Below are 12,695 nucleotides of genomic sequence, written 5' to 3' on the forward strand. Positions count from 1 at the left end.
ATTCCATGCCCCCAATCCCCTACTGGCGCCTGTCCAGCTTCTACCTCTTCTACTTCGCCCTGCTGGGCTCCACAGCCCCCTTCCTGGCGCTGTACTTCGACCACCTGGGTTTTTCCCCGGCGCGCATCGGCGAGCTGGTGGCCATCCCCATGCTGATGCGCTGTGTCGCCCCCAACCTGTGGGGTTGGTTGGGCGACCGCACCGGCCAACGCCTGCTGATCGTGCGCCTGGGCGCGTTGTGCACGCTGGCCAGCTTCGCCCTGATCTTCTTCGGCAAGAGCTACGCCTGGCTGGCGCTGGTCATGGCCCTGCACGCGTTCTTCTGGCACGCGGTGCTGCCGCAATTCGAAGTCATCACCCTGGCGCACCTGCACGGGCAAACCGCCCGCTACAGCCAGGTCCGCCTGTGGGGTTCGATCGGTTTCATCCTCACGGTGGTGGGCTTGGGGCGCTTGTTCGAATGGCTCAGCCTGGACATCTACCCGGTCGCCCTGGTGACGATCATGGCGGGCATCGTCCTCGCCAGCCTGTGGGTGCCCAATGCCCAGCCGCTGGAGCAGGGCGAGCGCAGCGGAGCGGGCGGCTTTTTACAGCAACTGCGGGCCCCTGGCGTCATCGCGTTCTATGTGTGCGTGGCGCTGATGCAGCTCAGCCACGGGCCGTACTACACCTTCCTCACCCTGCACCTGGAACACCTGGGCTACAGCCGCAGCGCCATCGGCCTTTTATGGGCGCTGGGGGTGGTGGCCGAGGTGCTGGTGTTCATGGCCATGAGCCGCATTTTTGCGCGGTTTTCCGTGCAGCGGGTGTTGCTGGCCAGTTTTCTGCTGGCGTCTTTGCGCTGGCTGCTGCTCGGCAACCTGGCCGATGACCCGGCGGTGCTGGTGCTGGCCCAGGTGATGCACGCGGCCACCTTTGGCTGCTTCCATGCCGCCTGCATCGCGTTCGTCCAGGCCAGCTTCGGCGCTCGCCAGCAAGGCCAGGGCCAGGCGTTGTACGCGGCGTTGTCTGGCACCGGCGGTGCGCTGGGTGCCTTGTACTCGGGCTACAGCTGGAAACTGCTGGGGCCGACCTTCACCTTTGGTATGGCCAGCGCCGCAGCCTTGGCCGCAGCCGTTATCATTGCCCTTTGTTCGCAATCGACCAGGACCCGCCACTGATGAGTACCCTCAGCGTTTTCCACCCGTCCAGCCCAGGCCTGCCGAACAAGCTGCTGACCCACCACGACGACATTGCCGCGACACTGGCCGAGCAGGGCGTGCGTTTTGCCCATCACCCGCTTGCGCTGCGGGTTCGCCCTGGCAGTTCAGAGGACGAGGTGATGGCAGCTTGCCGGGAACACCTCGACCAGTTGATGACCGGCCACGGCAGTGCGGCCTTCACACTGCTCAACCGTGACGGGGTGGACCCGGCACAGTCGGATGTACGTGACGAGCATGTGCATGACGCCGAAGAGGTGTTTGCGGTGGTCAGCGGCCGGGCGCAAGTGGGTTTGCGGTTGGGCGAGTTCGTGTATTCGGTGCTGTGCGAGAAGGGCGATCAGCTGGTGGTGCCGGCAGGCACGCGGCGCTGGGTTGAGCTGGGCGAGACTCCGTTCTGCCTGGCGTTGCGGTTATTTGGCAGTGAGCAGGGGATGCAGGCGCGGTTGACCGGGGATGAGACTGCCCGGGCGTTTTTAGGGATCGACGAGTTGTAAGGCTTGGGCGGNNCGGTCCGACTTGCCCGCGAAAAGGCCGGTGCTGGCAATCAACGATAGGTCGGCAAGGCAAACCGCTGCTGGCTCTGCAGCATCGAAATCACCGGCAGCTCGCTGGCCTGTTCAGCCAGGTCACGGCGGATGGCGCTGATCGCCCAGGACAGCTGCTCGGCGCTGTGCAGTTGGCCGTAGGTCAACACGCGGCGGGTAACCTTGCCATCAGCGGCGCGCAGGGTGAGCAAGACACCACCATCGGGGCGGGGCTGGGTTGCGACCTGGTAGGCCGAAAACACCGAGACGAACTTTTCCTGGATGAGGTCCATATCAACTCCTGACTGTTGTGTGGCAGACGTGAGTTGATGGTTGCAGTGACCGTGCCAGAAACTGATTAAGTTAAAAATCCTTTAAATTCAATGGCTTGCGATGCTGTTATAAGGATCTTTTCGTGCAACCTGCAAGGTCGTGCATTTTGCACAGTGCATTTTGCACGGCCTGCCGGCCACCTATCGGCCCGATAGAATCTGAACCTTTGACCGCATGGCCTTGCCTGACAAAGACTTGGGCAACCATTTTTGCCAGGAGGTTCAACATGTCCACCGTCCAACCCTCGCCTGCCGCCATGACCGATGACGAAACCGCGGCCTTCGCCGAGCAGGTGTTCGAACGCGCCCGCCAAGGTGACGCCACGATGCTTGAGCGGTTGCTTGCCAGCGGCCTGCCTGCCAACCTGCGCAACCACAAGGGCGACACTTTGTTGATGCTGGCCTGCTACCACGGCCACCATGACGCGGTGCGCGTGCTGCTGGAGCACGGCGCCGACCCATTGATGGCCAATGACAATGGCCAACTGCCAATCGCTGGCGCCGCGTTCAAAGGCGACCTGGCCATGATCCGCTTGCTGCTGGAGCATGGGGTGCCGGTCGATGCCGCCGCGCAGGACGGGCGCACCGCGCTGATGCTGGCGGCGATGTTCAACCGCAGCGAGATCCTCGACTACCTGCTGGCCCAAGGTGCCGACCCGGCACACCAGGATGCCCGCGGCGCCACCGCGCTGATGGCCGCGCAAACCATGGGCGCGGCAGATGCCGTGGCGCGCCTGCAGGCGCTGGCCGGCTAACTGTTCGGGGGCGTTTGCGGCTATCCTTGGCGACTTTTCACCGGTCGCAGGCCCCCCTTCATGAAAAACCAATTGCTCGAACTCATCACCCTCATCGGCGCCGGTTGCATGCGCGATGAAGACATCGAGCGCATTGCCGACGAGGCCGCCCAGGCCTACGCCGACCCCGTCGCCTTCCTGGCGGCCAACCCGGACATCAACTACGACGACACTTTCCCCATCCCGCTGGGGGAGTGGATCGTGCTGGGCAGCCTGCCGGACACCGTGCTGTTCCAGGCTGACAGCTATCAGGACCTGTTCCAGAACATCGCCGACTCGTTCGACAAGAGCGTGCCGTTCACCCTCAAGCCCAAGCAGCTGGCGCGCACCGAGCCACTGACCGCACTCAATCGCATCCAGGTGCAGATGGGGGCGTTGAACAAGGAGGCGGGGGGTTATGTGCTGCTGAACTTCAGCCAGTTGCTGGATGATGAATTGCAGATGGTGATGGTCGGCCAGCATGACCTGGCACGGGTGCTGGAGCTGGGGGCTGAGGTGGGGATCAAGACCGAGCCGGCTTTGGAGGCTTTGAAGGTCGCGGTTCACGTCTGATTTGTCGGTTGGCTGTACCGGCCTCTTCGCGGGGCAAGTCGGATCGCGAAGAGGCCGGTACAGGCAACCAAAGTCTTCAGCCCAGTGCTGTATCCAGAAACATCATCACCCCAAACCCACCCATCAACCCCAGGGTCGCCGCCGTCTGGTGGCCATTGCGATGGGTCTCGGGAATCACCTCGTGGGACACCACAAAAATCATCGCCCCCGCCGCCAACCCCATGCTTATCGGGTAGGCCAAGGCAAAACCGGTGGAAATCCCCAGGCCGATCACCGCACCCAGCGGCTCCATCAGCCCTGAACCCACCGCCACCAACGCCGCCTTCATGTTCGACAGCCCCGTGGCGCGTAACGCCAAGGCCACGGCCAGGCCTTCAGGGATGTCCTGGATGGCGATCGCGCTGGTCAGCGGCAGGCCGATGTTCATGTCGCCATTGGCGAAACTCACCCCAATCGCCATGCCTTCGGGCAGGTTGTGCAGGGTAATCGCCAACACGAACAGCCACACCCGGTTGATGCGCTCTGCCTCCGGGCCGCAAGGGCCAGTGCTCTCGTGCTCGTGTGGGGTGAAGCGGTCCAGGCCCAGCATCAGCAGTACCCCAAGGCCCATGCCCAGCACCACGGTAAACGCCGCCGCCGGGCCGTTGCCGGTGATCTCGCGGGCGGCATCCAGGCCCGGCAGAATCAACGAAAACGAACTGGCGGCCAGCATCATGCCGGCGGCAAAGCCGAGCATCACATCCTGGGTGCGCGCACTCACATCACGCAGCACCACCGCCAGTACCGCGCCCAGGGCGGTAGCGCCAAAGCCGGACAAACCGCCCAGCAGCGCCAGGTGCAGGTTGTCGGCATGGTCGCCGTTGACCGCGTTCCACAGGCTTGCCGCCAGCAGCACGATCACCGCCAGCAGGCTCAACCCCAGGCCGGCGCTAAGCCAGGGGGTAGTCAGCACCTGTTGCCGCCAGGCGCTCAGCAGCGAGGGTGGGGTGGCGGTTTCGGAATGGGCTGGGGGCATGCGAACCTCGAATCAATGAATACAGGCAGTCTAAGCAAGGACCTGCACGATCGGCCAAGGATTCCCTTCTATCGACGTGATAGCTGGCTATGCTGTGCTGCAACGTCTTTGCAAGGGAGTAGCGGCATGGGGTCTACATTCAATAGCCTGGTTGGCCTGATCATTCTGGCCCTGGATATCTGGGCGATCCTCAATGTGATCAAGAGTGGCAGCGAAGTGGGCATCAAGGTGCTGTGGATTCTGCTGATCGCGCTGCTGCCGGTGATAGGGCTGGTGATCTGGGCAATTGCCGGGCCTAGGGGCAATGTGCGGATCTGATAACGGACATAAGCAGAAATGCGGCCGTGACAAAATTTTCACATTGGTTTAAACAGAATCCGCACCCGCACAATGCTGCGTTGGTATTAACCTTCGCCATCTCCGCAAACCCGCAATCCTAGGACTTTCCCATTCATGGCTAACACGGATGCCTTGAAACAGGGCGCGCGAGCGTCGTTCGCGCCGACCCTGAAATCCCACCTGGCCTACACGCTGCTCAGCGGCCTGGTCATCATGCTGATGCTCAGCCTCGTGCGTCTGGCGCTGTTGGTCTACAACAGCGACATGATCGGCGATACCCCCTATGCGACTGTCGCCGAAGGCTTCCTGAACGGGTTGCGTTTCGACCTGCGGGTGGTGGTGTACATCAGCATTCCGCTGCTGTTGGCCATTCTCAGCCCTTGGGCCATGGCCCGGCGTGGCGTGTTCCGGCTGTGGCTGACCCTCGCCTCCAGCGTGGTGATGTTCCTCGGCCTGATGGAGATGGACTTCTACCGCGAATTCCACCAGCGCCTCAACGGCCTGGTGTTCCAGTACATCAAGGAAGACCCCAAGACCGTCATGAGCATGCTCTGGTACGGCTTCCCGGTGGTCCGTTACCTGTTGGCCTGGGTCATTGGCACCTGGCTGCTGAGCCTGCTGTTCAAGGGCGTCGATCGCATGACCCGCGGCGGCCAGCCGGCCGGCGCCACCCCGCAGCGCAGCGTAGCGCCGTGGTACAACCGCCTGGCGGTGTTCATGGTGATCCTGCTGGTGGCCGTGGTCGCCGCCCGTGGCACCCTGCGCCAGGGCCCGCCGATGCGTTGGGGTGATGCCTTCACCACCGACTCCAACTTCGTCAACCAGCTGGGCCTGAACGGCACCCTGACGTTGATCGATGCTGCCAAGAGCCGCTTCGGCGAAGACCGCGCCAACATCTGGAAGCCGGTGCTGGACCAGCCGCTGGCCACGCAGACCGTGCGTGAGCAACTGCTGACCGCCCACGACACCCTGGTCGACGCCGACGAAGCCGCGATCCGCCGTGACTTCGTGCCACCGGCCGACCGTACCCTGCCGATCAAGAACGTCGTGGTGATCCTCATGGAGAGCTTCGCCGGCCACTCGGTGGGCGCCCTGGGCAGCCCTAACAATATCACCCCGTACTTCGACAAACTGGCCAAGGAAGGGTTGCTGTTCGACCGCTTCTTCTCCAACGGCACCCATACCCACCAGGGCATGTTCGCCACCATGGCCTGCTTCCCCAACCTGCCAGGCTTCGAATACCTGATGCAGACCCCGGAAGGCGGGCACAAGCTGTCGGGCCTGCCGGCATTGCTCAGCGCCCGCGATTACGACGATGTGTACGTCTACAACGGTGACTTCGCCTGGGACAACCAGTCCGGTTTCTTCGGCAACCAAGGCATGACCACGTTCATTGGCCGCAATGACTTCGTCAACCCGGTGTTCTCCGACCCGACCTGGGGTGTGTCCGACCAGGACATGTTCGACCGTGGCGCTGAGGAGCTGGCCAAGCACGACGGCAAGAAGCCGATCTATGCACTGCTGCAGACCTTGTCCAACCACACGCCGTACGCGTTGCCCAAGGACCTGCCAGTGGCGCCTGTGACCGGCCAGGGCCGCCTGGACGAGCACCTGACGGCCATGCGTTATTCCGACTGGGCGTTGGGCCAGTTCTTCGAGAAGGCGCGCAAAGAGCCGTACTTCAAGGAGACCCTGTTCGTCATCGTCGGCGACCACGGCTTCGGCAACCACCAGCAGGTCACCGAGCTGGACCTGGGCCGCTTCAACGTACCGCTGCTACTGATTGCCCCGGGCATCCAGGAGAAGTTCGGTGCGGTCGACCACACCGTCGGTACCCAGGTCGACATCGTGCCGACCATCATGGGCCGCCTGGGTGGCCAGACCCGCCATCAGTGCTGGGGTCGCGACCTGCTCAACCTGCCTGAGGGCGACCAGGGCGTGGGCATGATCAAGCCGTCGGGCAGCGAGCAGATCGTGGGTTTGGTGCAGGGTGACCGCATCCTCATCGAGTCCAAGGACATGAGCCCGCGCATGTATCGCTACCAGTTGGGCAGCGAGTTCAAGGCCGAGCTGATCGAAAGCCCGGACCAGCCGGAAATGCTGAAAAAACTTGAAGCGTACATCCAGACGGCGACCAAGAGCCTCTTGGACAACACCGCTGGCGTCGTGCACGGCACGCCGAAGTAACGCTGCAATAGGGGCCGCTTCGCGGCCCCTTCGCCACCGCAAAGCCCTGCCAACTGAACAAATCCCCCCGCCCAAGGTCAAGCTATACAGGCGCCACACACCCGGCGTTCTTCAGATCGAGGGCTCGTTCCATGAAAGAGTGGGAAGTCATCTTTGCCGACCAGAAAGGCGAACCGACGTCATTGCGGCTGCGGGCTGAACATTGCCCCAGCGAAGAAGACGCGGCCCGTGCCATTCGCTCGTACTTGTTTCCGGTCATGGATGAATTAGACCTCAACGACTTCCAGGACCGTGCACCATCCCCCACGGCGCGCTGGCTCAAAGAGCAAAATGGCGTCACCATCACCCGTATCCAGGAAGCGCCCTGAAGCTTGCGTTGACGTGGTGCCCACGCAGGCACTACGCTGGACCCAGGTGCCGGCCTATTCTGCGGGTCGGCACCCATAACATTCGCGTCTTGCATCAGCTCTATACAACTCGATCTGTCCGGCACCGCCGGCAGGTACGTAGTGCCCGGAAAGTCTATCCATTGCATTGCAGGAGGACGATTCATGAGCAGCCAGAACGACGATATCAGCAGCAATGTCCTGCGCCAGATGAAAGCTGGCGGTTTTGACTTCACCCGCATCCACCCTATCGAGTTCTATGCAGTATTCCCTGATGAAGCCGGCGCGCGACGGGCAGCCGGGCAATTTCGTGGCGAGTCCCTCAACGCCCAGGTACGCGAACGCAAAGACGGCGCCTGGCACCTTGAACTGAGCAAGGTCATGTATGCCACTTATGGAGGGATTGGCGACTTCGAAGAAACGTTCGAGCAACTCGTTTCACCGTACGGTGGCGAGGTCGAAGGATGGGGCGTCAAGCAAGAGCGACTGTGCGCCTGACCCTGACTCACCCACTGCCGCTCCACAGGCTTATGCACTTCCCTGTAGGAGCGGCCTTGTGCCGCGAAGGGCCGCCAAGCGGCCCCAACCTCTCAGGGCTTACGCCCCGCCATATGCCCCAGATAAGCCAGTAGCGCATCCAGCTCCTGCTCGCTGAGCACCGCCTCTGTAAACCCCGGCATCTTCGCCTGCGGCCACGTTCGAAGGCTTTGCGGGTCACGTATCAGCTTGCGCAAAAATGCCGGCTGGAAGTACTCGGTAGGGTTGTGCGGCAGGTTCAAGTCTGGCCCAAATTGGGCATCACCCGCGCCATTGAGGCGGTGGCAGGCCAGGCAGTTCTGCTGGAACAACGCAAACCCCTGGCGCACCGGGTTATCGGCCGGGAGCTTCGGGTCTGGCAGCAGTGCCGGAAAACGCTGCTCCACCGAAGCCAGGCGGCGGATGCTGGCGATCTGGAACGGCCACTGCTCCGGGCGGATGCCGCTGGCCTGCGGTGCCGTCCAGACCAGGTAGAACGGCCCGGCGCTCGGCTTGCCGTTGCCCAACGCGGGCCACGGCTTGGCCGGGTCTTCGACGGCCAGCCAGGCACGCGCCGGCCCTTGCTGCAGCAGCGGCGCGGCAGGCAGTTCGGCAGCAAAACCATCCAGCGCGACGGCTTGCAGGTGGTCGTTCGCACCCACGCCCTGCAGCAGCACAGCCAAGGGGACAGCGCGATACTGCATGGGGCGCTTATAGGAAACGTCCTGCTCGATGCTGATGTCGCGCGCCTGCGGGTGGGCAAGCAGCTCGGCGCTGCTCCACTGGCGCGACGTGTCGCCCAGCTCAAGGTGCAGCTGCGCCGCCGACAGTGGCAGGCTCAAAAGCAGGGCGAGTAGGGCAAGGCAGTGGCGCATGTGGAATCTCCGACCTTCAAGGCCGGCAGGTTACATGCGTGCTGCCTGTTGACGCCACAGCCACCGTCAGCCGAATAAACGTGTCAGGTTCGGCAGTATCAGCAGTAGAGTCGTGGCGAAGAGAATGAGCCCTGCTTGGCGTATTTTCGATTGTCTGAACATGGCGGACCGCCTTCTTGTTGTTATTCCTGAATACCCGTTGGCTTCCCTGTCGCGTTTCGGGTCGATCGCAGTGGCGTAAGTTGACGCCTGTTCTGCTTGCCTCTTGAAAGTCGATATACAACCAACAGTAGGGTGTGCGTCATCCATGTTTGAGAACCCTTTGTTCTAATTGTAAGGCTGGTTAATTTCATTGGGTTATGAGGCCAATGGCCAGCTGGCTGGCATGCTCTCGCTAGACAGTGGCGTTACTGCAAACGACACGCCGGCAAAATATGACCGTTCGTCAGTGCGGCCTACTTGCTTGTACGTGCCTTTCGCGGCAGTCTCTACAGCAGATTCCCACCCATGTCGTTCAGGACTATTTCTATGTCGTTACGCATCTGCATCCTGGAAACCGATGTCCTGCGACCGGAGTTGACGGCGCAGTACCACGGCTATGGCAGGATGTTCGAGCAGCTGTTCTCGCGTCAGCCGATCGCCGCCGAGTTTCGCGTGTACAACGTGATGAACGGCGACTATCCCGCCGACGATGAAGTGTTCGATGCCTACCTTGTGACGGGCAGCAAGGCCGATTCGTTCGGTTCCGATCCCTGGATCCAAACGCTCAAGGCTTACTTGTTAAAACTCTACGCACGGGGCGAGAAGCTGTTGGGCGTGTGTTTTGGCCATCAGCTGTTGGCCTTGACCCTGGGTGGCAAGGCCGAGCGCGCCGAGAAGGGCTGGGGTGTGGGCATCCACCGTTATTCACTGGCGGCGCATGCGCCCTGGATGGACCCGGAGGTTTCCGAGCTGACCCTGCTGATCAGCCACCAGGACCAGGTCACCGAGCTGCCGGAAGGCGCGACCGTAATTGCCTCCAGCGACTTCTGCCCCAACGCCGCCTACCACATTCGTGACCAGGTGCTGTGCTTCCAAGGGCACCCGGAGTTCGTGCATGACTACTCCCGGGCGTTGCTGGATGCGCGGCAGACGTCGTTGGGGGATGAGGTGTACCACAAGGCCATTGCCAGCCTGGCCACCGAGCACCAAGGCGACCTGGTGGGCGAGTGGATGTTGCGGTTCATTGGGCAGTCGGTGAGTAAAGACAGCGTGGCGTGATGGCCGGGGGCCGCACAGCGGCCCCAACGATCTCAAAGCCAGCCCGACTTCTTGAAGCTGGCATACAACCCCGCACACCCCAACCCAATCACCCCCAGCACACCAAAGTACCCGTACTGCCACGCCAGCTCCGGCATGTTCTGAAAGTTCATCCCATAAATCCCGGCAATCGCTGTAGGGAAGGCCAGAATCGCCGCCCAGGCCGCGAACTTGCGTTGCACGATGCTTTGGCGCGACGACTCCAGCAACATGCCGATCTCGATGGTCTGGCTGGCGATATCGCGAATGCCGACCAAGTCTTCCATCTGCCGCGTGACATGAATCTGCACATCGCGAAAATACGGTCGCATGTTCTTGTCGATGAACGGAAAGCTCAAGCGCTGCAGTTCTTCGCTCACTTCCAGCATCGGCGCCACGTACCGGCGCAGGCGCAAGATGTCGCGCCGCAGGCTGTGCAGCCGGCGGATGTCATCCTCTTGCAGCGAACCGCCCAGCACGCTCTGCTCCAACTCTTCGATTTCGCCATGGATCGCTTCGCTGACCGGCTGGTAGTTCTCGGTCACGAAGTCGAGCAGCGCATACAGCACGAAATCCTCGCCATGCTCCAGCAGCAGCGGCCGTGCCTCGCAGCGTTGGCGCACCAGGGCGTAGGATTTAGAGTGGCCGTTGCGGCAGGTGATGATGTAGCCATTGCCAGCAAAGATATGGGTTTCGATGAACTCCAGCTTGCCTTCATGGCGTACCGGCGAATAGGTGACGATGAACAGCGCATCACCGAAGGTTTCAAGCTTGGGCCGGCTGTGCTTTTCCAGCGCGTCTTCAATGGCCAGCTCGTGCAGGTTGAACTGCCGCTGCAGGTTGGCCAACTCCTCGGCGTTGGGCTCTTCGAGGCCGATCCAGACGAAGTGGCCGGGCTTGCGCGCCCATTCGCTGCCTTCGTCGATGCTGATGTTAGTGACCTTTCTGCCGGCGCTGTACACCGCCGACGCCACGACTCGACCCATGGTTGTCCACTTATTCGATTGAACACCCTTACAGCTTGGGCTGTAAGGGCCCAGAGGGCAACCTAGCGGCGTGCGAGTTCATCTTCCATGCGGTCGATGCACTGCTGCATCTGGCTGCGGCACTGTTCGACCAGGGCGGGGATGTCGCGCTGGCTCAAGCCCGCGGTAGCAATCGGCGGCAGCGAGCGCACGATCACCGTCCGCTGCCGCCAGCTGTTCAGGTTCAAACGCCGGGCATAGCGGCTGACGCACACCGGCACGATTGGTACACCGGCTTCGATGGCCATGTGAAAGGCGCCTTTTTTGAACGCCAGCAGGTGGTCTGCCGGGTTGCGGGTGCCCTCGGGGAAAATCCAGATCGATGTATCGTCCTGCAGCACCCGCGTGGTCTTTTGCAGCGCCTTACGCGCCTGGTAGGCATTCTTGCGGTCGATCAGCACGTTGCCGCCCAGCCAGAACAGCTGGCCGAACAACGGGATCCAGCCCAGGCTTTTCTTGCCAATGGCCACGGTGCGCGGCGGCACTGCCTGGCCAATGAGGAACAGGTCGAAATTGGACTGATGGTTGGCGATGATGACGCAACCGGGCGGGTGATCGAACAGTGGGCCGACTTCGGCCTTGACCTTGACGCGCATCAGCCAGGCGGCCGGCACGCTGTAAAGCCGGGCAAATACCCGGCTGTTGTCGGGGTTGAAGGGGCGGCACAGGCCGATAATCAGGCCTACAGCACCAACCACCAGAAAATGCAGGGCCAGCAGTAGCATGCGCAACGAATAAAGCATGGGATGACTCACACCAGACAGTCGCATTCCAGTGTACGACTGTGCACTCAAAGAGGCAAACCTGGGGTGAGTCTGTCGACCTGCAGGGTTAGCCCATGTGGCTCTGATCCAGCTCGATAGCCTTGTCCAGAGCCTCCAGCAGGCCCTTGCGCACCTTCAGCTTGGTGTTTTTGTGCGCCAGCATGTTCAGCTTCTTCAGTTCACGGGCCGCAGCCAGGGCCGCCTCGTGCAGTTGCTCGGCCGGCACTACCTTGTCGAGGAAGCCGGCGTCCAGTGCGCCTTGCGGGTCGAAGATCTCGGCGTTGATCACCGAGCGGTGGAAGGCCGAGCGGCGCAGGCGGTCGCGGGCCAGTTCGATGCCGGCATGGTGCATGGTCATGCCGATCTGTACTTCGTTCAGGCAGACCTTGTAGGGCCCGTCGACACCAATGCGGTAGTCGGCCGACAGCAGCAGGAAGGCCCCTTTGGCCACGGCGTTACCGGGGCAGGCGACGATCACCGGGAACGGGTGCGACAGCAGGCGGCGGGCGAGGGTGGAGCCGGCGGTAACCAGGCCTATCGCCTCCTTGGGGCCACTGGTCATGACCTTGAGGTCGTAGCCGCCAGACAGAATGCCCGGCTGCCCGGTGATGATCACCACGGCACGTTCCTGTTCGGCACGGTCGAGGGCGGCGTTGAAGGCGGTGATGACATCCGGCGAGATGGCGTTGACCTTGCCGTTGTTCAGGGTCAGGGTGGCGATGCCGTCTTCGGCGTGGTAGGTAATCAGCTCGCTCATGGCAGAGTCCTTTTGTTGGCGTGGCGACGACGTTACCCAGCGCCGTGGGCCAGGTAAAGCAGCAAGGCTGACTGGCCGGTCAGCGTTTACCGGGCCTCAAATGCAAATGCATGAAAAATTTGAAAAAAATGCTTGCCAAAGGAAAGGCC

At 62.1% G+C, this 12,695-nt stretch carries 15 protein-coding genes; 9 read left to right on the forward strand and 6 right to left on the reverse strand.

Annotated elements, in window-relative coordinates; all coding sequences use genetic code 11:
* Positions 1-5: 5 nt before the first annotated feature.
* Together MFF34_RS20340 and MFF34_RS20345 are read left to right on the forward strand one after the other, a co-directional pair.
* Positions 6-1,160 carry an MFS transporter gene (locus tag MFF34_RS20340; protein WP_238216114.1) on the forward strand — a complete coding sequence of 385 codons (1,155 nt, stop codon included), beginning with the start codon at positions 6-8 and terminating at the stop codon, positions 1,158-1,160.
* A complete protein-coding gene (locus MFF34_RS20345) occupies positions 1,160-1,696 on the forward strand; it encodes an oxidase (RefSeq protein ID WP_238216116.1) in 537 nt (178 codons plus the stop codon). The genes MFF34_RS20340 and MFF34_RS20345 overlap by 1 nt, the downstream gene beginning before the upstream one ends.
* A gap of 50 nt (positions 1,697-1,746) precedes the next feature.
* Here MFF34_RS20345 and MFF34_RS20350 read toward each other — a convergent pair whose 3' ends face one another.
* Entirely contained in the window at positions 1,747-2,019 is a 273-nt protein-coding gene (locus tag MFF34_RS20350) for a DUF3509 domain-containing protein (protein ID WP_027596016.1), read from the reverse strand.
* A gap of 266 nt (positions 2,020-2,285) precedes the next feature.
* Between MFF34_RS20350 and MFF34_RS20355 the strand changes: the two genes are divergently transcribed.
* Both MFF34_RS20355 and MFF34_RS20360 read left to right on the forward strand, forming a co-directional pair.
* Positions 2,286-2,813, forward strand: a complete 528-nt coding sequence (locus MFF34_RS20355) for an ankyrin repeat domain-containing protein (RefSeq protein ID WP_238216118.1) — start codon at positions 2,286-2,288, stop codon at positions 2,811-2,813.
* A 60-nt stretch (positions 2,814-2,873) separates the two neighbouring features.
* Complete coding sequence (locus tag MFF34_RS20360; protein WP_027596018.1) at positions 2,874-3,404, forward strand: hypothetical protein; 531 nt, start codon at positions 2,874-2,876, stop codon at positions 3,402-3,404.
* Positions 3,405-3,480: 76 nt separating this feature from the next.
* Here the strand turns inward: MFF34_RS20360 and MFF34_RS20365 are convergent, their stop codons facing one another.
* On the reverse strand, positions 3,481-4,419 hold the full coding sequence (locus tag MFF34_RS20365; protein ID WP_027596019.1) for a ZIP family metal transporter: 939 nt from the start codon (positions 4,417-4,419) through the stop codon (positions 3,481-3,483).
* 126 nt (positions 4,420-4,545) lie between these two features.
* On the opposite strand from MFF34_RS20365, the gene MFF34_RS20370 reads away from it, so the two are divergent.
* The 4 genes from MFF34_RS20370 to MFF34_RS20385 all read left to right on the forward strand — a co-directional run bounded on the left by MFF34_RS20370 (position 4,546) and on the right by MFF34_RS20385 (position 7,829).
* Complete coding sequence (locus tag MFF34_RS20370) at positions 4,546-4,737, forward strand: PLDc N-terminal domain-containing protein (RefSeq protein ID WP_027596020.1); 192 nt, start codon at positions 4,546-4,548, stop codon at positions 4,735-4,737.
* A 135-nt stretch (positions 4,738-4,872) separates the two neighbouring features.
* Positions 4,873-6,945, forward strand: coding sequence for an LTA synthase family protein (locus tag MFF34_RS20375; RefSeq protein WP_238216120.1), 2,073 nt, complete (start codon positions 4,873-4,875; stop codon positions 6,943-6,945).
* Between the two features lie 131 nt (positions 6,946-7,076).
* Positions 7,077-7,313, forward strand: a complete 237-nt coding sequence (locus MFF34_RS20380; RefSeq protein ID WP_238216121.1) for a hypothetical protein — start codon at positions 7,077-7,079, stop codon at positions 7,311-7,313.
* 183 nt (positions 7,314-7,496) lie between these two features.
* Positions 7,497-7,829, forward strand: coding sequence for a ribonuclease E inhibitor RraB (locus tag MFF34_RS20385; RefSeq protein WP_027596023.1), 333 nt, complete (start codon positions 7,497-7,499; stop codon positions 7,827-7,829).
* A gap of 92 nt (positions 7,830-7,921) precedes the next feature.
* Here MFF34_RS20385 and MFF34_RS20390 read toward each other — a convergent pair whose 3' ends face one another.
* On the reverse strand, positions 7,922-8,722 hold the full coding sequence (locus MFF34_RS20390; RefSeq protein WP_238216123.1) for a cytochrome c: 801 nt from the start codon (positions 8,720-8,722) through the stop codon (positions 7,922-7,924).
* Positions 8,723-9,250: 528 nt separating this feature from the next.
* Here MFF34_RS20390 and MFF34_RS20395 point away from each other — a divergent pair.
* On the forward strand, positions 9,251-9,982 hold the full coding sequence (locus MFF34_RS20395; RefSeq protein ID WP_027596025.1) for an amidotransferase: 732 nt from the start codon (positions 9,251-9,253) through the stop codon (positions 9,980-9,982).
* A gap of 32 nt (positions 9,983-10,014) precedes the next feature.
* Here MFF34_RS20395 and MFF34_RS20400 read toward each other — a convergent pair whose 3' ends face one another.
* The 3 genes from MFF34_RS20400 to MFF34_RS20410 all read right to left on the reverse strand — a co-directional run bounded on the left by MFF34_RS20400 (position 10,015) and on the right by MFF34_RS20410 (position 12,546).
* Entirely contained in the window at positions 10,015-10,986 is a 972-nt protein-coding gene (locus MFF34_RS20400) for a magnesium and cobalt transport protein CorA (protein ID WP_027596026.1), read from the reverse strand.
* Between the two features lie 62 nt (positions 10,987-11,048).
* A complete protein-coding gene (locus MFF34_RS20405) occupies positions 11,049-11,768 on the reverse strand; it encodes a 1-acyl-sn-glycerol-3-phosphate acyltransferase (RefSeq protein WP_027596027.1) in 720 nt (239 codons plus the stop codon).
* An 88-nt stretch (positions 11,769-11,856) separates the two neighbouring features.
* Positions 11,857-12,546: a crotonase/enoyl-CoA hydratase family protein gene (locus MFF34_RS20410; RefSeq protein ID WP_027596028.1), complete on the reverse strand. Its 690-nt coding sequence runs from the start codon at positions 12,544-12,546 to the stop codon at positions 11,857-11,859.
* Positions 12,547-12,695: the final 149 nt, after the last annotated feature.

Source organism: Pseudomonas sp. PAGU 2196 (assembly GCF_022179005.1).
Classification (GTDB): Bacteria; Pseudomonadota; Gammaproteobacteria; order Pseudomonadales; family Pseudomonadaceae; genus Aquipseudomonas; species Aquipseudomonas kermanshahensis.

Bases quoted from the DNA above. Each gene is read 5' to 3' on its own strand.
- MFF34_RS20370 (WP_027596020.1), top strand. From the start codon at position 4,546: ATGGGGTCTACATTCAATAGCCTGGTTGGCCTGATCATTCTGGCCCTG.
- MFF34_RS20365 (WP_027596019.1), bottom strand. From the start codon at position 4,419: ATGCCCCCAGCCCATTCCGAAACCGCCACCCCACCCTCGCTGCTGAGC.
- MFF34_RS20375 (WP_238216120.1), top strand. From the start codon at position 4,873: ATGGCTAACACGGATGCCTTGAAACAGGGCGCGCGAGCGTCGTTCGCG.
- MFF34_RS20405 (WP_027596027.1), bottom strand. From the start codon at position 11,768: ATGCTTTATTCGTTGCGCATGCTACTGCTGGCCCTGCATTTTCTGGTG.
- MFF34_RS20345 (WP_238216116.1), top strand. From the start codon at position 1,160: ATGAGTACCCTCAGCGTTTTCCACCCGTCCAGCCCAGGCCTGCCGAAC.
- MFF34_RS20355 (WP_238216118.1), top strand. From the start codon at position 2,286: ATGTCCACCGTCCAACCCTCGCCTGCCGCCATGACCGATGACGAAACC.
- MFF34_RS20385 (WP_027596023.1), top strand. From the start codon at position 7,497: ATGAGCAGCCAGAACGACGATATCAGCAGCAATGTCCTGCGCCAGATG.
- MFF34_RS20380 (WP_238216121.1), top strand. From the start codon at position 7,077: ATGAAAGAGTGGGAAGTCATCTTTGCCGACCAGAAAGGCGAACCGACG.
- MFF34_RS20395 (WP_027596025.1), top strand. From the start codon at position 9,251: ATGTCGTTACGCATCTGCATCCTGGAAACCGATGTCCTGCGACCGGAG.
- MFF34_RS20340 (WP_238216114.1), top strand. From the start codon at position 6: ATGCCCCCAATCCCCTACTGGCGCCTGTCCAGCTTCTACCTCTTCTAC.
- MFF34_RS20350 (WP_027596016.1), bottom strand. From the start codon at position 2,019: ATGGACCTCATCCAGGAAAAGTTCGTCTCGGTGTTTTCGGCCTACCAG.
- MFF34_RS20400 (WP_027596026.1), bottom strand. From the start codon at position 10,986: ATGGGTCGAGTCGTGGCGTCGGCGGTGTACAGCGCCGGCAGAAAGGTC.
- MFF34_RS20410 (WP_027596028.1), bottom strand. From the start codon at position 12,546: ATGAGCGAGCTGATTACCTACCACGCCGAAGACGGCATCGCCACCCTG.
- MFF34_RS20390 (WP_238216123.1), bottom strand. From the start codon at position 8,722: ATGCGCCACTGCCTTGCCCTACTCGCCCTGCTTTTGAGCCTGCCACTG.
- MFF34_RS20360 (WP_027596018.1), top strand. From the start codon at position 2,874: ATGAAAAACCAATTGCTCGAACTCATCACCCTCATCGGCGCCGGTTGC.